Origin of the sequence: Kribbella sp. CA-293567 (assembly GCF_027627575.1) — a bacterium.
Classification (GTDB): domain Bacteria; phylum Actinomycetota; class Actinomycetes; order Propionibacteriales; family Kribbellaceae; genus Kribbella.
The window spans coordinates 573979-592760 of sequence record NZ_CP114065.1; the positions used below are offsets into that span (position 1 = coordinate 573979).

15 protein-coding genes are annotated in these 18782 nt (G+C 68.2%); 10 read left to right on the top strand and 5 right to left on the bottom strand.

The genetic code is table 11. The features are described from left to right. Positions 1-19 precede the first annotated feature (19 nt). The 3 genes from OX958_RS02770 to OX958_RS02780 all read right to left on the bottom strand — a co-directional run bounded on the left by OX958_RS02770 (position 20) and on the right by OX958_RS02780 (position 3542). Complete coding sequence (locus OX958_RS02770; protein ID WP_270135504.1) at positions 20-1552, bottom strand: AMP-binding protein; 1533 nt, start codon at positions 1550-1552, stop codon at positions 20-22. A gap of 69 nt (positions 1553-1621) precedes the next feature. Continuing rightward, positions 1622-2737 (bottom strand): DUF5938 domain-containing protein, encoded by a 1116-nt coding sequence (locus tag OX958_RS02775; protein WP_270135506.1) that lies wholly within the window; start codon positions 2735-2737, stop codon positions 1622-1624. A gap of 1 nt (position 2738) precedes the next feature. Further along, the gene (locus OX958_RS02780; protein ID WP_270135507.1) at positions 2739-3542 is read right to left on the bottom strand and encodes an SDR family NAD(P)-dependent oxidoreductase; all 804 of its coding nucleotides are present in this window, start codon (positions 3540-3542) and stop codon (positions 2739-2741) included. A 184-nt stretch (positions 3543-3726) separates the two neighbouring features. Between OX958_RS02780 and OX958_RS02785 the strand changes: the two genes are divergently transcribed. Beyond that, on the top strand, positions 3727-4347 hold the full coding sequence (locus OX958_RS02785; RefSeq protein WP_270135508.1) for a TetR/AcrR family transcriptional regulator: 621 nt from the start codon (positions 3727-3729) through the stop codon (positions 4345-4347). A 92-nt stretch (positions 4348-4439) separates the two neighbouring features. Here the strand turns inward: OX958_RS02785 and paaK are convergent, their stop codons facing one another. Together paaK and pcaF are read right to left on the bottom strand one after the other, a co-directional pair. Further along, positions 4440-5759, bottom strand: a complete 1320-nt coding sequence (gene paaK / locus OX958_RS02790; RefSeq protein ID WP_270135509.1) for a phenylacetate--CoA ligase PaaK — start codon at positions 5757-5759, stop codon at positions 4440-4442. A gap of 11 nt (positions 5760-5770) precedes the next feature. After that, entirely contained in the window at positions 5771-6976 is a 1206-nt protein-coding gene (pcaF, locus tag OX958_RS02795; protein WP_270135510.1) for a 3-oxoadipyl-CoA thiolase, read from the bottom strand. Between the two features lie 117 nt (positions 6977-7093). Here pcaF and paaN point away from each other — a divergent pair, with 117 nt between their 5' ends. From paaN to OX958_RS02840, 9 genes are all read left to right on the top strand, one after another. Continuing rightward, complete coding sequence (gene paaN, locus OX958_RS02800; protein WP_270135511.1) at positions 7094-8776, top strand: phenylacetic acid degradation protein PaaN; 1683 nt, start codon at positions 7094-7096, stop codon at positions 8774-8776. Then, positions 8769-10151, top strand: a complete 1383-nt coding sequence (locus tag OX958_RS02805) for a serine hydrolase domain-containing protein (RefSeq protein ID WP_270135512.1) — start codon at positions 8769-8771, stop codon at positions 10149-10151. Before paaN ends, OX958_RS02805 begins: the two co-directional genes overlap by 8 nt. Then, positions 10148-10666 (top strand): flavin reductase family protein, encoded by a 519-nt coding sequence (locus OX958_RS02810; protein WP_270135513.1) that lies wholly within the window; start codon positions 10148-10150, stop codon positions 10664-10666. The genes OX958_RS02805 and OX958_RS02810 overlap by 4 nt, the downstream gene beginning before the upstream one ends. Before the next feature lie 239 nt (positions 10667-10905). Continuing rightward, positions 10906-11937, top strand: a complete 1032-nt coding sequence (locus OX958_RS02815; RefSeq protein WP_270135514.1) for a zinc-dependent alcohol dehydrogenase family protein — start codon at positions 10906-10908, stop codon at positions 11935-11937. Positions 11938-12132: 195 nt separating this feature from the next. After that, complete coding sequence (locus tag OX958_RS02820) at positions 12133-13413, top strand: ABC transporter substrate-binding protein (protein ID WP_270135515.1); 1281 nt, start codon at positions 12133-12135, stop codon at positions 13411-13413. A gap of 55 nt (positions 13414-13468) precedes the next feature. Next, a complete protein-coding gene (locus OX958_RS02825; protein ID WP_270135516.1) occupies positions 13469-14368 on the top strand; it encodes a carbohydrate ABC transporter permease in 900 nt (299 codons plus the stop codon). After that, positions 14365-15270 carry a carbohydrate ABC transporter permease gene (locus tag OX958_RS02830; RefSeq protein ID WP_270135517.1) on the top strand — a complete coding sequence of 302 codons (906 nt, stop codon included), beginning with the start codon at positions 14365-14367 and terminating at the stop codon, positions 15268-15270. Before OX958_RS02825 ends, OX958_RS02830 begins: the two co-directional genes overlap by 4 nt. Before the next feature lie 256 nt (positions 15271-15526). Next, complete coding sequence (locus tag OX958_RS02835; RefSeq protein WP_270135518.1) at positions 15527-17074, top strand: hypothetical protein; 1548 nt, start codon at positions 15527-15529, stop codon at positions 17072-17074. Between the two features lie 143 nt (positions 17075-17217). Further along, entirely contained in the window at positions 17218-18756 is a 1539-nt protein-coding gene (locus tag OX958_RS02840) for a recombinase family protein (protein WP_270135519.1), read from the top strand. The last annotated feature ends 26 nt before the right edge of the window (positions 18757-18782 follow it).

The window sequence follows — 18782 nt, forward strand, 5'->3', positions numbered from 1 at the left end:
CCGTCAGCCGACAGGGCGCCTACTCGTTTAACAGCCGCGCCTTGACCTCCGTCTTCAGCACCTTGCCGACCTTCGACCGGGGCAGGTCCGGCCAGACGATCACCTGCTTGGGTGCCTTGACGCTGCCGAGCTTGCTCTTCACGTAGTTGCGGACCTCCGACTCGGTCACCGTCAGACCGGGGTGGAGTTGCAGGACGGCGGTGACCCGCTCGCCCCACTTCTCGTCGGGAAGGCCGACGACCGCGCAGTCGCGGATCGCCGGATACGTCATCAGCGCCTGCTCGACCTCGGCCGAGTAGACGTTGAATCCGCCCGTGATGATCATGTCTTTCGCCCGATCCACTATGTAGAGGTAGTTGTCTTCGTCCAGGAACCCGATGTCCCCGGTGTGATGCCAGCCGTACTGCGACGCGGCGGCGGTCGCGGCGCCGTTGCGGTAGTAGCCGGCCATCACCAGCGAGCCCCGGACCACGATCTCGCCGCGTTCCCCGGTTCCCAGCAACCGCCCGTCGTCGGCCATGATCGCCACCTGGGTCAGCGGCGACGGCCGCCCGGCCGAGGCGAACCGCTCGACCGCGGGACTCCCGTCGGGACGGAAGTGGTCGGCCGGAGCCATCGTGGAGATCATCATCGGTGCTTCGCTCTGACCGAAGAGCTGCGCCATCACCGGGCCGATCCGGGTCAGCGCCTCGGCCAGCCGGGCCGCCGACATCGGCGCGGCGCCGTACCAGAAACACTGCAGTGACCCGAGATCCGTGCTGGACAAGGAGGGATGCGCCAGCAGCATGTAGACCAGCGTCGGTGGCAGGAACGTGTGCGTGACCCGATGCCGCTCGACCAGCCGGAGGAACTCGTCCAGGTCGGGGGCCGGCATGATCACGATCTCGCCGCCGAGCGTCAGGACCGGAAAGCACAGCACTCCGGCCGCGTGCGTCAGCGGCGCCAGCGCGAGGTACACCGGCCGCCCGTCGAACGGGTAGCTCATCAGGGTGATCGCCGACATCGTCTCGAGGTTCCGCTCGGTCAGCATCACCCCCTTCGGCCGCCCGGTCGTCCCGCCGGTGCCGACCAGCAGGGCGGTGTCGTCCAGCGGTTCCAGCGACCAGGGCTCAGCCGGTACGCCGGCCAGCCACTCCTCCAGGCCGATTGCCCCAGGCAACGACTCTTCGAGGCAGATCACCGTGGTCAGCTTGGGCAGCTCGGGCAGAATCTTCTCCACCAGCGGCAGGAACGCGCGCTGGAAGATCAGCGCCGAGCAGTCGAAGGCGTCCAGCAGGTCACGGTTCTCGGCCGCCTCGTTGCGCGGGTTCACCGGGCACCAGACGGCCCCGGCCCGGGCGATCCCGAAGACGCAGGCGAACGAGATCGGGTTGTTCGCGGACAGGATGGCCACCTTGTCGCCCGGCAGGATCGCCGACCGGTGCAGAGCGCGGCCGACCTGCCACGACAGCTGCTGCACCTCCCCGTAGTTCAGCGACGTACCGGCCATGGTGAGGCAGGGTGCGGCGGCGCCGAGCGATGCGCCCTTGTCGAGATAGTCGTACAGCCTCACGCGGACTCCAGGTGGTACAGGTGCGGGGGAACCCTCAGGGGGTGATGTGTGGCGCCCCCGCACCTGGTCTCAGTGGTGAACGGTCACCACGGGCTCGAGGACCAGCCCGAAGCTCCGCAGTACGCCGAGCAGTTCGCGGTGGCCGAAGGCCTGACAGGCCGAGGCCAGTCCGGCGCGGCGCGGCGGTTGCTGCAGCAGCGAGTACGCGGCGTACGCCTGCAGGACGCCGGTCTGCTTGTAGTTGCTGTTGCCGTGGATGACGCAGTGCGCGCGGCCGAGCGGGCCCGAGGCGTGCACGGAGTCGATCGAGGTGTTGATCCGCGGGTTCTCGCGGGGCGGCATACTCGCCTGCACCGAGGCGGCCACCTCGGCCAGGGCCGCGTCCTGCTGCTCGGCCGGCAGCGTCTTGATCTGCGACTCGACCATCTTCACGGCCTCGACCACACCCTGCATCACGGCCCGGTCGAAGACGCCGCCGGCCACCTTCACGTTGGCCACCCGCGGGTCGTTCCTGAACCAGACGGGGTGGCTGGTGCCACCCCACGGCAGCGCCAGCGCCGTCGCGTGCTGACCGGGGACGTTCACCTCGGTGGTGGTGAGCGGATCCCACTTCACCAGCTCGTTCTGCTCCAGGTAGTGCCAGTCGGCCTTCAGGATGGTGAAGATGGTCTGCGTCGACGCGTAGGTCGGGAAGCCCTTCCACAGCACCAGGATGTCGAGGGTGTCGAGGCCAGGGGTCTCCAGGCAGATGTTCGCGGCGATCTCGCCGGTGGTGTACATCTGCGCGACACCGGGCGCCAGCAGCAGTCCTTCGGCGGTGAACTTGTCGCTCCACCCGGTCTGCGCGTCCAGCAGCCAGTCCTGTTCACCGGTGGTGTCCAGGTAGTGGCAGCCGGCCGCGAGGCTGGCCTCGACCACCTCGGGCCCGTACTTCACGAACGGGCCGACCATGTTGCTGACCACCTTCGCGCCGCGGAAGAGGTCGGTCAGCGCACTCACCTCGTGCTCGACCTCGACCACCTCGTGGTCGACGGTCTCGATGCCGGGGACCTTGTCGAGCACCTCCTGGATCCGCTTCTTGTCCCGGCCGGCCGCGATGAACGGGACGTTGAACTCCCGCAGGTACTCGCAGACGAGCCGGCCGGTGTAGCCGGAGGCGCCGTACACGACGACTGGTTTGGTCATCTCACATCCCCATTCCGCCGTCGACCGGCAGACCCGCGCCGGTGATGAACCGGGCCGCGTCCGAGGCCAGGAAGACGACCGCGTCGGCCATGTCGGAGACCTCGCCGAGGCGGCCGAGCGGGGTGAGGCCGATCACGTCCCCGACCGCCGCTTCGGCGGACGGCCAGAGCCCGAGGGTGACCATGTCGGCCGCGAGCTTCATGCCCATCTCGGTCGGCACCAGGCCGGGGTACACACAGTTCACCCGTACGCCGTAGCCGAGCTTGCCTGCCTCCATCGCCGCCACCCGGGTCAGCCGGTCGACCGCGGACTTGGTCGCGGAGTAGCCCGCGATGCCGGGGAAGGGGATCGTCGCCGCGACACTGGAGATGTTGACCACCGAGCCACCGGTCCCGGCGGGTCCCTCCGGCCGCATCGCCCGGAACGCGTGCTTCACGCCCAGCGCGGTACCGAGGACGTTGATCTCCAGCATCCTGCGCACGTCGGCCGGATCGAGGTCGACCACCAGGCCGGACAGCTCGACCCCGGCGTTGTTGACCAGGATGTCCAGGCCGCCGAGCTCGGTGATGGTGGCGTCGATCGCCGCCGCCCAGTTCGCGTCGTCGGTCACGTCGAGCGGCACGAAGGCGGCGGTCGCGCCGGTGTCGCGGAGCGCGTCGGCGGTGGCCTTGCCGAGGTCCTCGGCGATGTCGGCGATGACCACCGAGGCACCGGCCGCGGCGAGGGCCTGCGCCATTCCGGCGCCGAGACCCTGAGCACCTCCGGTCACCAGGGCTTTTCGTCCGGTCAGGTCGTACACGCTCATACGTTCTCCCCTTCGCCGCGGTACTCGGGCTGATTGACCGCCCGATCTCCGGTGAGGTTCGGTGACCGGGCGATGAGCACAGCGTTGCCACAAACTGGACGGTCGTCAAGACTTTCTTGGACAACTGTCAAGAAAATCTGCGGCGCGGGTTAAACTTTCGGGAGATGACTCCCAGGAGGCAGCCGTGACCGAGGTGACGGACCGGATCTCGCGCCGCCAGGTGGACAAGTTCGCTGAGCGCCGCGCCCAGCTCGCCACCTCCGCGCTGCGCACCCTGTCCGAGCTCGGCTATGCCCGCACGAGCCTGCGCGAGATCGCCCAGAACTCCGACTTCTCGCACGGCGTCCTGCACTACTACTTCCGCGACAAGGTCGAGCTGATCACGTACTGCGTGAAGCTCTACAAGGCCGAGTGCGTCACCCGCTACGACCAGATCGTGGCGACGGCGACTTCGGCCGCGCAGTTGCAGGCCGACTTCGCCCAGGCGCTGGTGACCACCTGCGACGAGGACGGCTCGATGCACCGCCTCTGGTACGACCTGCGCAACCAGGCGCTGTTCGAGGAGTCGTTCCGCGCGGACGTGCTGGAGATCGACCAGACCCTGGAGACGATGATCTGGCGGATCGTCTCCACCTACGGCGAACTGAGCGGCACCCCGATCACCGTCTCACCCTCCACCGCCTACGCCCACTTCGACGGCCTCTTCCAGCAGGCCCTCCTCCGCCACCTCTCCGGCCGCCCCAACGCCCTGACCGACCTCCGCGACGGCGTCGAACGCACCCTCCCGAAGCTCCTCATCCCCTGAGACCTACCCCCGGGCCCGGAGGGTTACCCCCTGTTCGAACCTGGGGTAACCCGCCGCTCGCGGGGGTAAGTCCGGGAGTTTGGGCGGTGGGGTCAGGGGGTGCGGTCGTCGCGGATGCGTTTGGCTTTGCCCAGCGAGCGCTCCAGGGCGTGGGGAGGGACGACCTGTACGGCGGCTGTGACGCCTACTCGGTCCTTGACGCGGCGGGAGAGGGTCGAGGCTGCGGTTGCGTAGGAGGTCGTGGGCAGGTCGGGGGCCGCCTCGACCTGGACGGTCAGCTCGTCCATCCGGTGCGGGCGGGTGAGGATGCAGAGGTAGTGCGGGGTGAGGCCCTCGACCAGCAGGAGCTGTTCCTCGATCTGGGTCGGGAAGACGTTGACGCCGCGGACGATCATCATGTCGTCGGTCCGGCCGGTGATCTTCTCCATCCGCCGCATCCCGGGGCGGGCGGTGCCGGGCAGCAGGCGGGTCAGGTCGCGGGTGCGGTAGCGCAGTACGGGGAAGGCCTGTTTGGTCAGCGTGGTGAAGACCAGCTCGCCGATCTCGCCGTCCGGGAGCACCTCGCCGGTGACCGGGTCGATGATCTCGGGGTAGAAGTGGTCCTCCCAGACGTGCAGGCCGTCCTTGGTCTCCACGCACTCCTGCGCGACGCCCGGGCCCATCACCTCCGACAGGCCGTAGATGTCGACCGCGTGCATCCCGGTCCGGCTCTCCACCTCGGCGCGCATCTGCTCGGTCCACGGCTCGGCGCCGAAGATCCCGATCCGCAACGAGGTCTCCCGCGGATCCATGCCTCGGGCAACCATTTCGTCGAGGACGGAGAGGAAGTACGACGGCGTCACCATGATGATCCGGGCGCCGAAGTCGCGGATCAGGTCGACCTGCCGCTCGGTCATCCCGCCGGAGACCGGTACGACGGTGCACCCCAGCCGCTCGGCGCCGTAGTGCGCCCCCAGCCCACCGGTGAACAGCCCGTACCCGTAGGCGACATGACAGACATCCCCTGCCCGCCCGCCGGCGGCACGGATCGAGCGGGCGATCAGGTTCGACCAGGTGTCGATGTCGTCGCGGGTGTAGCCGACGACGGTCGGCCGGCCCGTCGTACCGGAGGAGGCGTGCACCCGCACCACCTGCTCACGCGGTACGGCGAACATGCCGAAGGGGTAGTTGTCGCGCAGGTCCTGTTTGCCGGTGAAAGGCAGCCGGCTGAGATCGGAGAAGTCCTGCAGGTCGCCGGGTGTGAAGCCGACGCCGTCCAGCGCGGCGCGATAGTGCGGCACCTTCTCGTACGCCGCCCGCACGGTCTTCCGCAGGCCGGCCAGTTGCCGCGCCCTCAGTTCGTCGACGGACAGCTTCTCGCCGTCGTCCAGCAGTTCCGGCGGGCAGGCTTCACCAAGAAAACGATCGGTCATGCGGAGACCTTTCAGGGGCGGGCCAGCAGGGTCGCGATGCCCTGACCAACTCCGATGCACATGGTGGCGAGCGCATACCCGGCGTCGCGGTGGTGAAGCTCCAGGGCGGCGGTGAGGGCGAGACGGGCGCCGGACATTCCCAGGGGGTGACCCAGGGCGATGGCGCCGCCGTTCGGATTGACGTGCTCGGCGTCGTCGGGCAGGCCGAGCTCACGCAGTACGGCGAGGGACTGGGCCGCGAACGCCTCGTTGAGCTCGATCACGCCCAGCTCGGACAGGTCGACCCCGGCGCGAGCCAGCACCTTGCGAGTCGCCGGAACCGGGCCGATGCCCATGATCCGCGGCGGTACGCCGGCCGCGGCGGTCCCGACGATCCGGGCCAGCGGAGTGACACCGAGCCGCTCGACCGCCTCGCCGCTCATCACCAGCAACGCTGCCGCGCCGTCGTTGACTCCCGACGCGTTGCCGGCGGTGACCGTGCCGCCGTCCCGGAACGGCGTCTTCAAACCGGCCAGGGCCTCCAGTGAGGTTTCGCGCGGGTGCTCGTCGACCTCGACCGTCGTCACCGCGCCTCGCTTGCCCGGCACCTGCACCGGCACGATCTCCTCGGCCAGCCGCCCGTTCGCCTGAGCCTTCGCGGCGCGCTGCTGGCTGTGGAACGCGAACAGGTCCTGGTCCTCGCGGGAGATGGAGAAGTCGGCCGCGACGTTCTCGGCTGTTTCCGGCATCGAGTCGATCCCGTACTGCTGCTTCAGCACCGGGTTGACGAACCGCCAGCCGATCGTGGTGTCGAAGATCTCTGCCTGCCTGGCGAAGGCTGTCGTTGCCTTGGGCATCACGAACGGCGCCCGCGACATCGACTCGACGCCACCGGCCAGCACGATCTCGTTGTCACCGGCAACGATCGACCGGGCGGCCGCGGCGATCGCGTCCAGTCCCGATCCGCAGAGCCGGTTGATGGTCGAGCCGGGCACGCTGTCCGGCAGGCCGGCCAGCAGCACGGCCATCCGGGCGACGTTGCGGTTGTCCTCGCCGGCCTGGTTGGCGCAGCCGAGGAAGACGTCGTCGACCGTGGCCGGGTCGAGGGCCGGGTGCCGCGCGAGGAGAGCGGTGAGGGCGTGCGCCGCGAGGTCGTCCGGCCGGACCGAGGCGAGTGCGCCGCCGTACCGGCCGATGGGGGTGCGGACGCCGTCCACCAGATAGGCCACGCGAGTCATGAGTCCTCCTCGAGGATGGTGCCCGGCAACTGACAGCTACGCCGGCGTGCAGCTGGTTCGCAGCCCATGTTGTGACACTCTAGCCCTGCTCTGGTCATGGACTGTAACATCACAGTCATGACTCCGGAGATGACGACCGACTGGCTGGCTGCCCACCGCGAACGGCTGGACGGAGCGCTGACCGCGATCCGCAGCCGCGGCTACTACTCCGCCTACCCGGAGTCGCCCAGCCCGCGGGTCTACGGCGAGACCGCCGCCGAGGACGGCAAGGCCGCTTTCGAGGCGCATCGCGGGACGACGTACCCGCTGGAGACGCCCGGCGCCACCGGCACGGTCAGCTCCGAGGAGTCCCCGTACGGCGTCGCGCTCGACGTCCAGTACCCGCGAACCACCGAGTCCGGCCTCGACGAGCTGCTCGGTGCCGCGCAGGCCGGCCTGAAGGACTGGCGCAAGGCCGGCGTCGACGGCCGCGTCGGCGTGACGCTGGAGATCCTCGACCGGCTGCACAAGCGGGTCTTCGAGCTGGCCAACGCGGTCCAGCACACCAGCGGCCAGGCCTTCGTGATGGCGTTCCAGGCCGGTGGCGCGCATGCGCTCGACCGCGCGCTGGAGGCGATCGCGTACTCGTACGAGGAGATGAACCGCTACCCGGCGACCGCGATCTGGGAGAAGCCCGCCAAGGGCGACCCGATCCGGCTGGAGAAGAACTTCACCGTCACCGGCCGGGGCGTCGCGCTGGTGATCGGCTGCAACACCTTCCCCACCTGGAACTCCTGGCCCGGCCTGTTCGCCTCGCTGGTCACCGGCAACGCGGTCGTCGTCAAGCCGCACCCGCTGGCCGTGCTGCCGCTCGCGATCACCGTCGAGGTGGCCCGCGAGGTGCTCGCCGAGGCCGGCCTCGACCCGAACCTGGTCACCCTGGCCGCCGAGCACCCTGGCGACGGTCTGGCCAAGCCGCTCGCGCTGCGCCCCGAGATCAAGGTGATCGACTTCACCGGCGGCACCGAGTTCGGCGACTGGCTGGAGCAGAACGCCACCCAGGCCGAGGTGTTCACCGAGAAGGCCGGCGTGAACGCGGTCATCGTCGACTCGACCGACTCGTTCAAGGCGCTCTGCAACAACCTCGCCTTCACCCTCTCGCTGTACTCCGGCCAAATGTGCACCACCACCCAGAACCTGTTCGTCCCCGCCGACGGGATCGAGACCGATGAGGGGCACAAGTCCTTCGACGAGGTCGGCGCCGGTCTGGCCCGCTCGATCGGCAAGCTGCTCGGCGACGACGCCCGGGCGGTCGAACTGCTCGGCGGCATCGTGAACCAGGCCGTGGTGAGCCGGCTCGAGCTGGCCGGTGAGTACGGCGAGGTGGTGCTGGAGTCGCGCGCGATCCAGCACCCGGCGTACGCCGACGCCGTCGTCCGGACCCCGCTGCTGGTCGCGGTCGACGCCAAGGACGAGGACGTCTTCGGCCGGGAGTGCTTCGGCCCGGTCTCCTTCCTGGTCCGCACCAGCGGCACGGCGGAGTCGATCGAGCTGTTCCGGCGGACGGTCCAGGAGGGTGGCGCGATGACCGCCGGCGTCTACTCGACCGACGAGACGATCCTCGACGAGGTCCGCGACGCCGCGCTCGACGTGGGCGTCGCGCTGTCGGAGAACCTGACCGGCCAGGTGTTCGTCAACCAGTCGGCCGCGTTCAGCGACTTCCACGGCACCGGGGCCAACCCGGCGGCCAACGCCACGTACACCGATGGCGCCTACGTTGCGAGTCGCTTCCGCGTCATCCAGTCTAGGCGTCATGCCTGACGCCGAGAACCTGAAGGAAGTATTCGCGTACTACGACCGCTGGCTGGCCTTCAACCAGCGCTACCAACGGATCCCCGGTGTTCAGGCCGCCGTCTTCGCCGAGGACGCGGTCGCGTTCTCGGCGGCGTACGGGCGGGCCGACGTCGAGCAGGAGGTCGCGCTGACCGAGCAGCACCTGTTCCGGATCGCGTCGCACTCCAAGACGTTCACCGCGACCGCGGTGCTGCAGCTGGCCGAGCAGGGCAAGGTGCGGCTGGACGACAAGGTCGCGACGCATGTGACCGAGATCGTCGGTACGCCGCTGGGCGAGCGCACCGTCCGCGATCTGCTCAGCCACGCCGGTGGCGTCGTTCGGGACAGCGACGCGGGCGACTTCTGGCAGCTGGAGACGGCTTTCCCGGATCGTGAGCAGCTGCTGGGGGTGCTCAGCGACCCGGGGTCGGCCGTGCTGACCGACAACGAGCGTTTCAAGTACTCCAACATCGGCTACGGACTGCTCGGGCTGATCGTCGAGGCAGCCACCGGTACGCCGTACAACGACTACGTGCGGACCGCGATCGTCGACAAGCTCGGCCTGACCGGGCTCGGACCCGAGCTGGACCCGGCCAGAGCCGACGAGTACGCCGTCGGCTACAGCTCCCTCTCGTACGCCGATCAGCGAGTGCCGATCGATCACATCGACACCCGGGCTCTCGCTTCGGCGACCGGGTTCTTCGGCACCGCGCGCGACGTCGTGAGCTACTGGTCGGCGCATCTGCCCGGTGACGACCGGCTGCTGACCGACGCGTCCAAGCGGCAGATGCAGCACCCGTGGTGGAAGACGGCGGAGGACGACTGGCCGAAGTACGGGCTCGGTCTGATGATCTCGAAGATCGGCGAGCGGGAGCTGTTCGGCCACAGCGGCGGCTACCCGGGCCACATCACGTTGTCGATGGTCGACGCAGAGCGCCGGCTGGCGGTGGCGGTACTGACGAACGCGATCGACGGTCCCGCGCGGCAGTTGACCGAGGCGGCGTTCAAGCTGATCGACCTGGCCGAGTCGAAGCCACGGGAGGACGCGGCCGGGCTGGATCGCTTCACCGGTCGCTACGCCAACCTGTGGGGTGTCATGGACGTCGTCCAGCTCGGCGGGCGGCTCTACGCGATCGACCCGAGCTCGCCCGATCCGGCCGCGGAGCCGACCACGATCGTGCCGGAGGGCGACAACCTGCGCGTCACCGGCGGGTCCGGCTACGGCGCCATCGGGGAGACCTACCGCTTCACCTTCGGGCCTGACGGCGAGGTGGAGTCGGTGCGCGGTTCCAGCGGGCTGTCGCGGCCGATCGACGCCTTCTCGCTGCCCGGCCGAGTGCGGGTGAGTAGCGTTGAGGCATGACCATCCACGGGGATCATCCGTTCCTGCCACCTGAGTCGGAGCGGAGCCCGGTACGGCGGCTGCGCGGCCGGTTGCCGTCGCCGGTCGGGCTGTGGACTACGCAGTACGAGGGCAAGCGGGCCGGGCTGACCGTCTCGTCGATGCTCGTGGCCGACGGCGAACCCGGCTACGTGATCGGGCTGATCGACCCGGACTCGGACCTCTGGGAAACGTTGCGAAAGGCAAGAACCTCGGTGGTCAGCCTGCTCGGTGGCCCGCACCAGCAGCTCGCCGACGCCTTCGGGTACGTCGCGCCGGCGCCGGGCGGGCCGTTCCGGATGATCGACTGGACCGAGACGGAGTTCGGGCCGGCCCCGGTCGGAGTGAGCACGTGGGCGGGCTGCCGGCTGGTCTCGGCAGACCCGCCGGAGGTCGGCTGGGCGCTCCAGGTCCAGCTGGAAATCGTCCAGGTCGAGCTGGCCGCAGACGAGATCCCCACCCTCATCCACCGCCGAGGTCGCTACACCGCCTTTTAACTGCAGACGCCCGCGCCAGCTCCTTCGCCGCCTGCTCCCCACCCCCCAGCTCCGTCGTCGCTCGTTCCGCTGCCATGACTGCACTGACGGCGTGCTCAGCCTGATGCGTCGAACCGCTCTGGCTCGCATTTGCTTGCCGCCATCGAGCGGTGGTTGTCGAATCGGCCTGAAATCAGAACGGCGAGGACAGTTGGCGGAGGTTGAGTATCTGCCCGGCGTCCTGTGCTTAAAGTGAGGACATGCGAGCTACCACGATTCATGCGCCGTTCGACGTCCGGCTGAGCGAGGTTCCGGACCCGGTGATCACCAAGCCGACGGACGCGGTGATCAAGATCGTGGCCGGCTGCATCTGCGGGTCCGACCTGTGGCCCTACCGTGGCGAGAACAAGATCACCCCGGGCAGCCGGATCGGGCACGAGTATGTCGGGATCGTCCAGGAGGTCGGTTCCGAGGTGCGTTCGGTGCGTCCGGGTGACTTCGTTGTCACCCCGTTCGTGGCCAGTGACGGCACCTGTCCGAACTGTCTGGCGGGGCTGCAGTCGGTCTGCCAGAACATCGTCGGGATCGGCAGCAAGGACGCCGACGGTGGGCAGGGTGAGTTCGCGAAGGTTCCGTGGGCCGACGGCACGCTGGTGGCGACTCCCGGCGTACCGGACGACGCGCTGGTGCCCTCGCTGCTCACGTTGTCCGATGTGATGGGCACGGGCTGGCACGCCGCCCGGTCGGCCCGGGTCAAGGCCGGTGACACGGTCGTGGTGGTCGGCGACGGGGCGGTCGGGCTGTGCGGCGTACTGGCTGCGGCGCGGATGGGCGCCGAGCGGGTGATCGCGCTTTCCCGGCATGCCTCGCGGCAGCAGATCGCCCGGGAGTTCGGAGCGACCCACCTCATCGCGGAGCGTGGCGACGAGGCGAAGGCGGCCGTGCTGGAGCTCACCGACGGGGTCGGGGCGGACGCCGTACTGGAGTGTGTCGGCACAGATCAGTCGTTCAAGACCGCGTTCGACGTGGCCCGGCCCGGTGCGACGGTGGGGTTCGTCGGCGTACCGCACGGGGTCGAGGTGCCGGTCCGGAAGATGTTCGGCCGCAACATCGGGCTGGCCGGCGGCGTCGCTCCGGCGCGCCAGTACCTGCCGGAACTGATGGCGGACGTGCTCTCGGGAGCGATCAATCCGGGGTTGGTCTTCGACGCCGAGATGCCGCTGGACGACGTGGCCGAAGGCTACAAGGCGATGCACGAACGGCGGGCGATCAAGGTGCTGCTCCGGCCCTGACGCGCAGTACCAGTGCTCGTAGTGGCCTTACAAGTGCCGCGTGTGTGCGCTCTCACTTCAGATTCGCGCAAGGGATCACGTCTGCGCAACGCGCTTGCGCGGAGCGTTGACACCCGACCGACCCCGGCCCAGAGTTGGGCCGTCAAGGGGGCATTCGTTGTCAGACAGCTCCATGAGCTGATCGGAGAGTGAAAAATGCGTGGTGGTTGGAGCAAGACCTTCGCGGTAGTGGGTGCCGTGGGTCTTCTCGCGGTCAGTGCCTGCGGGAACAGTGACGACTCCGGCGGCGGTGGGGACGCTGCGGCCAGCAAGGACGTGACCGTCTTCACCTGGTGGGCGGACGGTGGCGAGAAGGCCGGGCTGGACGGCCTGGTCTCGGTGTTCAACACCGAGTGCAAGGACTACAAGTTCGTCAACTCCGCCGTCGCGGGTGGCGCCGGCTCGAACGCCAAGCAGGTGCTGGCGAACGACCTGCAGGCCAAGAAGCCGCCGTCGACGTTCCAGGCGCACGCCGGCGCCGAGCTGGGCGACTACATCAAGAACGCCCAGGTCGACGACGTCAGCGACCTCTACAAGGAGTTCGGTCTGGACAAGGCGTTCCCGCAGAGCCTGCTGGACAACCTGACCGTCGACGGCAAGATCTACTCGGTGCCGGTCAACGTGCACCGTGCCAACGTCGTGTGGGCCAACCCGGCCGTGCTGAAGAAGGCCAACATCGACGGCACCAAGGCCCCGGCTTCGGTGGACGCCTGGATCGCCGACATGGAGAAGCTGAAGGCGGCCGGGGTCAAGGCTCCGCTGGCCACCTCCAAGGGCTTCGCCGAGGAGATGGTGATGGAGGCCGTGCTGCTCGCCGAGCTCGGTCCCGACAAGTTCACCGGCCTCTGGAACGGCAAGACCGACATGGCCGGTGCCGACGTCACCGCCGCGCTGGAGAAGTTCAAGAAGGTGCTGACGTTCAGCAACGCCGACCGCGAGGCGGTCGACTGGCCGGACGCGCTGCAGTACGTGAACAAGGGCCAGTCGGCGTACACGCTGATGGGTGACTGGGTCGCCGCGCAGCAGCTGTCCGACAAGGTGCCGGACACGGCCTACACCTACTGGCCGGCGCCGGGCACCGCGGGGACCTTCCAGTTCCTGGCGGACTCCTTCACGCTGCCGACCGGTGGCCAGAGCCCCGAGGGTGCGAAGTGCTGGCTGAAGGCGGCCGGCAGCGCCGAGGGCCAGAAGGCCTTCAACACCAAGAAGGGCTCGATCCCGGCCCGTTCGGACGCCGTCGCGACGGACTACCCGAAGTACCAGCAGGCCGCGATGGCCGACTGGAAGGCCAACAAGATCGTTCCGTCCTGCGCCCACGGTGCTGCGTGCACCCTCGGCCAGAACGACAGCATCCTGTCGGCGATGGGTCAGTTCAGCAGCGGTCTGGACGTCGCGACGCTGCAGAAGGCGCTCGTCGCCGCGGCCAAGCCGAACTGATCGAGTGGTGCCGTCCTCGCCAAACCTGACTGATCTCGACCGGGAGTCCTGAGTCATGCACGGAAGAATCCGCACCTGGGGGCCAGGGGCGCTGGTGCTGCTGCCCACGGTGCTGTTGCTCGGGTACTTCGTCTACGGGTTGATCGCCTGGACCTTCAACACGTCGTTGACGGACAAGCACAACGCCCGGCCGGTCCCGACCGACTACGTCGGGTTCGAGAACTACGCCAACCTGTTCGGTGAGGACCGGTTCCTCAACTCGCTGAAGAACCTCGGCGTGCTCACGGTGGCCTTCATCGTGGGCACGCTGATCTTCGGCCTGCTCTGGGCCCTGCTGCTGGAGAAGGGGGTCACCGGCGAGGGCCTCTTCCGGTCGATCTTCCTGTTCCCGATGGCGATCTCGATGATCGCCTCGGGGGTCGTCTGGGGCTGGCTGCTGAACCCCTCGCAAGGCGACGACGCCCGCGGCCTGAACCGGCTGTTCGACATCATGGGCCTGAACTTCCTGGAGAACCCCTGGTGGACCGCCGGGAACAGATGGACGACGATGGCGTCCATCGCGTTACCAGCGGTCTGGCAGCTGTCCGGCTACATCATGGCGCTGTTCCTGGCCGGCTTCCGGGGCATCCCGGGCGAGCTGCGCGAGGCGGCCCGGGTGGACGGCGCCAGTGAGTTCAAGCTCTACCGGTACGTGCTGTTCCCGCAACTGTCGCCGATCGCGCTGTCCGCGCTGATCATCCTGGGCCACATGTCGCTGAAGCTGTTCGACCTGATCTACGCGATCACCGGGCCGAACCAGTTCCGCACCGAGGTGCCGTCGGTCTACATGTGGAACACCTTGTTGCGCAGCGACATGGCGAAGGCGTCGGCGATCGCCATCGTACTGCTCGCCGTCGTCGCAGTACTCGTCATTCCCTATGTGGCCTACACCGTCCGGCAGGAGAGCGAAGAATGAGCGTCGTGGATGCGTCGGCCGCCACCGGCAAGGCGGCCGCGGCGATCAGCAAGAAGCCGAGCCGCAGTTCGATCGCCGACGGCTCGACCCGGCGGAGCCGCACGGTCCGCTACGTCCTGCTGCTGCTGTTCCTGCTCTTCGTCCTGACGCCGGTGTACGTCGTGATCATCACCAGCTTCAAGACCTCCAGCGACACCACCGCCGCCGCGCAGTGGTCGCTGCCGGAGACCTGGACGCTGGAGCCGTGGCGCAAGGCCTGGGACGTGCTGCAGCCGTACATGGTCCGCTCGCTCTCGCTGGCGATCCCGGCCGCGATCCTCGCGTCGCTGATCGGCTCCGCGAACGGGTTCGTACTGGCCCGCTGGCGGTTCCCCGGCGCGAACCTGGTGTTCGCGTTCATCCTGTTCGGCATGTTCATCCCGTACCAGGCCGTGATGCTGCCGCTGCGGCAGACCTACCAGGACCTGGACGTCACCCGCGGGATCCCGACGCTGCTGATCACGCACGTCATCTACGGCATCCCGATCTGCACGCTGATCTTCCGCAACTACTACGCCACCGTGATCCCGACCGAGATCATCGAGTCGGCCCGGGTCGACGGCGCGGGGCTGATCCAGACCTACCTCCGGATCATCCTGCCGGTCTCGATCTCCGGGTTCGTGGTGACGCTGATCTGGCAGTTCACCTCGGTCTGGAACGACTTCCTGTTCGCGTTGTTCCTGACCCAGCAGAACAACGGCCCGGTCACTCTCGGCCTGGCGGCGCTGGCCGGTGGCCAGAAGGTCGACTACGCGGCCAGCATGGCGGGCGCGCTGATCACGTCGTTCCCGACGCTGCTGGTCTACATCCTGCTCGGCCGCTGGTTCATCGGCGGCCTGATGGCCGGTGCCCTGAAGGGCTAGCTCTGCTGGTCTCGGCCTGAAACCTACGGCCTGTGGAACCTGTACTCCGGTACTGGATCCACAGGCCGTGAGCGTCTGCTGACGGCGTGTCGAGGCGACTGTCCACAGGACGCGCGCACCGCCCTGCGGCAAAGGGCCGGTCAGCGGTAATCTCGCCAGAGTGACCAAGTCACGAGGTCGGGACGGACGAGGCAGCCACCTGCGGTTGGTGGGCTCCAGTCCGGGCCCTACTCCAGGGCAGCCGCCGGCGGGTGTCGTGGGGACGGACCTCGACACCACGCCGAGTGTCGCTGTGCTGGACACCCTGCAGGAGACCTTGCTGCTCGACCTGGCCGCCGCGCCACCGGCCCTGCATCCGGTGATCGCGGAGGCCTCCGTCGCGCGGTCGGCCGCGCTGCTGGCCGACCAGCTCTGGCCGGCCGGGCAACCCGACGAGATCGGTGAGGTCGAGCGGTTCTTCTGGGCCGACGCGGCCAGGGTGCTGGGTGAGCGACGCGACCCGGATTCCTTTGTGTTGTTGACGAGTCTGGCCCGGGCGGTCGGTCCGGCGGGCCGGTTGCCACTGCAACGCGCGCACCTGTCCCGCGGCCGGACGCAGTACGGCGTACCGGAGTGGGTCGCGCGGATCGCGAGCTTCCGGCTGACCAGCGCCATCGTGTCGGAGGACGTCACCGGCGACGGGCTGAGCGTGGTGCTCGACTACGACGACGAGCAGCATCCGCACACGGTGGTGGTCTTCGTGGACAACAACCTGGGCGCGATCGCCAAGGACGTGTTCGTCGGACCGCCGGTCGACCGTGTGGTGGAGGCGTACCAGCGCGGTGGGCGGGTGACGGTGCGGACCGTGCGGCCCGCGACTGCCGCGGGGATCATCCTGCAGGCGTTGGGGCAGACGCACGATCACGACGATCCGCCCGTGACGGAGGACTTCGAGTTCTTCTCCGGGCTGCTGGTGAACCGGCTGACCCAGTTGCCGGAGCGGCCGGTGCGCCCGCCCGTGCGCGCGCAACTGTCCGGTCGGCAACGCGACCAGCTGGTGCGGGAGTTCCTCGACTCGTCGTACGCCACGGGTCTTCGGGACGACGCGGCCGATATCGCGCGGTTGTGGATCGACCACGCCGTCGACCGGACCGCCGGCGGGCCGCTGCGAGTTTCCGCGGTACTGGTCGAGCTTTTCCTGTCCTACTGGCTGCCACGCAAAGTGCTTGCCGACAGCACCTACTTTTCCGCCGTACCGCTGGTGGTCAAGGCCTGGCTCTCCTTCGCCGGCGAGCGCACCGCCCTCGACCTGGACGCGATCGAGGAGGCCCTCGACGCCGTCGACGTCTGGAAGCCCGCCCTGGAAGCAGCCGCCCTGGCCGAGCCGATCGGCGCCAAGACCGGCGAACGAGTCTTCCTCGACGACACCAGTGATGACCTCGAAGAGGCCTACCGCACCCTGGCCGGCCTCGGCTCACCCCCGCGCCCCGACCTCCGCGGCCTCGACAAGTCCCAGGCCGCCACCCTCTCGGTCCTCGCCCCGCACGCCTGGCTCCTGTCCGGCGAGACCCTCGGCACCAGCTACGCCGCCGAAGCCTTCGACATCGCCGAACGCCTGGTCCGGCAAGCCCCCGACCTCCTCACCAAGGCCCGCCTCTCCACCTGGCCCCGAGCCATCGTCTGGCTCCTCGCCCACCGCCACCGCCTGGTAGGCCCCGGCGAACCCCTCACCCCCCTCACCCTCGCCGCCGAACTCTCCTCCTCGGCCCCCACCCTCCGCAAAACCGCCAAGCTGCTGACCGACACCCTGATCCTGCCGAGATAGCGGCGAGGCGAAAGAAAGAACCAAAACAGGAAACGAGCAGTGCGCCTGGTGATATGTGGCCGACGTCAGAAACTGTCGGCTCAATGAGGTAGTTCTCTTGGCAGGCACAGATGCCTGGAACGCCTGGTCGCTGGGAGCAATAGATGGCCGTCAACAGTCAGTACGCCGATCTCTATCTGAGGGTTTCCATCGACAAGGCCGGAAAGACCACGATCGAACGGCAAGAGGCTGACTGCCGGGCCTGGGTGAAAGGCAGTGGCCTCAAGGTACGACGAAGCCATGTCGATCGTGGCCGGTCGGCCTACCTCCCTGGAGTGGATCGAGAAGGATTCAGGAGTGCGCTCGCGGCTGTCTCCTCAGGTGTGGTCGGAACATTGGTGGTTTGGAAGCTCGACCGGCTGTCCCGGCAGGGGATGGACGAAGTCGGTCTGGTGCTCGACAAGATCGGCGCGACGGGTGGTCGCCTGGTGTCGGTTCAGGACAATCTCGACACGTCGAACGCGGGTGACCGCAAAGTGGTCGGCCTGCTGGCCGAGTTGGCGCGTTCGGAGTCCGAGAACCTAGGTCTGCGAATCCGGTCGGCGAAGACGTTCCTCCGTACTCAGGGGCGATGGATCGGTGGCGCACCGCCGTACGGATTGGTCAATCGGGACGGTCGGCTGTTCGTCGACCCGCGGACCGGCGCTGTGGTTCGTGAGATCGCACGTCGACTGCTGGCGGGAGAGTCGCTGCTGGAGGTCGCCAAGTGGCTCAACGCTGCCGACGTGGCGGCGCCGCGCGGTGGGCTCTGGGGGATCGGAACGATCTCCCAACTGATGCGCGGGCCGACCACGATCGGGCTGGCACCCGAGACGATCAAAAATGATGATGGCCGGTATTCCAGCCGTGTGCGACCCTGGCGGGATCCGGAAACCGGGCGAATGGTCTCGATCATGGGACCTGGTCAGGAGCCGTTGATCTCTCCTGCGGACCAAGCGCTGATCTTGGCCGTGTTCGACGAGCGGGCGGCGTCGTCAAGTTACGGTCGTTCCAGGGGTCGACAGTCGACGGAAAGTTCCTATCTGCTGACCGGCCTTCTTCGGTGCGCCAGTTGCGGCGAGCGAATGAGTAGATCCGGCAATTCGTATCGCTGTCAGACTGTTCGGCTCGGGCGGGCTTGCGTGGCTCCGGGAGGCGCCTATATCTGGGCTTTGGACGATGCCGTTCAGGAGGCGTGGCGGCACCGCTTGACGACAGCAGCTGAGAACGATCCGTTGTTGGCGGTGGTCGCCGACCGAATGGCGTCCCGACAGGACCCGGAAGGTATCGCCAAACGTCGATCCGTCCTGGCCGCGTTGACGGACGAGCGATCAGCGTTGTCTGCTCTGGACGAGGAGTACTACCTCCAGCGGACGATCGGACGTGATCGGTACCTGTCCTTGAAGAAGGCGCTGCTCGACCGCCTGGATGGGCTGCAGCAGAGCCTCGAAAAGATTTCCGTGCCGCAGTTCGAACTGAAGTCTTTCCTGGAGCCGATGTCACTGCGGGCGCGATGGTCAGCGGCAAGTGTCGGCGAGCGGCGAGGACTACTGCAGTTGGCCATTGAGGAGGTCCGAGTGAGCCAAGGTGTGCGCGGCCGGAGGTTCGATCCCCGAAGCCGTCTCCTGGTCGTATGGGCAACCGACCGGCGACCGGACAGCTGACCCGGCTCCTTGCCGGGGCGAGGACA

What these genes read in the sequence shown, in the direction of transcription:
- OX958_RS02820 (WP_270135515.1), top strand. Translation starts at nt 12,133, where the DNA reads ATGCGTGGTGGTTGGAGCAAGACCTTCGCGGTAGTGGGTGCCGTGGGT.
- OX958_RS02815 (WP_270135514.1), top strand. Translation starts at nt 10,906, where the DNA reads ATGCGAGCTACCACGATTCATGCGCCGTTCGACGTCCGGCTGAGCGAG.
- pcaF (WP_270135510.1), bottom strand. Translation starts at nt 6,976, where the DNA reads ATGACTCGCGTGGCCTATCTGGTGGACGGCGTCCGCACCCCCATCGGC.
- paaN (WP_270135511.1), top strand. Translation starts at nt 7,094, where the DNA reads ATGACTCCGGAGATGACGACCGACTGGCTGGCTGCCCACCGCGAACGG.
- OX958_RS02780 (WP_270135507.1), bottom strand. Translation starts at nt 3,542, where the DNA reads ATGAGCGTGTACGACCTGACCGGACGAAAAGCCCTGGTGACCGGAGGT.
- paaK (WP_270135509.1), bottom strand. Translation starts at nt 5,759, where the DNA reads ATGACCGATCGTTTTCTTGGTGAAGCCTGCCCGCCGGAACTGCTGGAC.
- OX958_RS02810 (WP_270135513.1), top strand. Translation starts at nt 10,148, where the DNA reads ATGACCATCCACGGGGATCATCCGTTCCTGCCACCTGAGTCGGAGCGG.
- OX958_RS02840 (WP_270135519.1), top strand. Translation starts at nt 17,218, where the DNA reads ATGGCCGTCAACAGTCAGTACGCCGATCTCTATCTGAGGGTTTCCATC.
- OX958_RS02825 (WP_270135516.1), top strand. Translation starts at nt 13,469, where the DNA reads ATGCACGGAAGAATCCGCACCTGGGGGCCAGGGGCGCTGGTGCTGCTG.
- OX958_RS02775 (WP_270135506.1), bottom strand. Translation starts at nt 2,737, where the DNA reads ATGACCAAACCAGTCGTCGTGTACGGCGCCTCCGGCTACACCGGCCGG.
- OX958_RS02805 (WP_270135512.1), top strand. Translation starts at nt 8,769, where the DNA reads ATGCCTGACGCCGAGAACCTGAAGGAAGTATTCGCGTACTACGACCGC.
- OX958_RS02830 (WP_270135517.1), top strand. Translation starts at nt 14,365, where the DNA reads ATGAGCGTCGTGGATGCGTCGGCCGCCACCGGCAAGGCGGCCGCGGCG.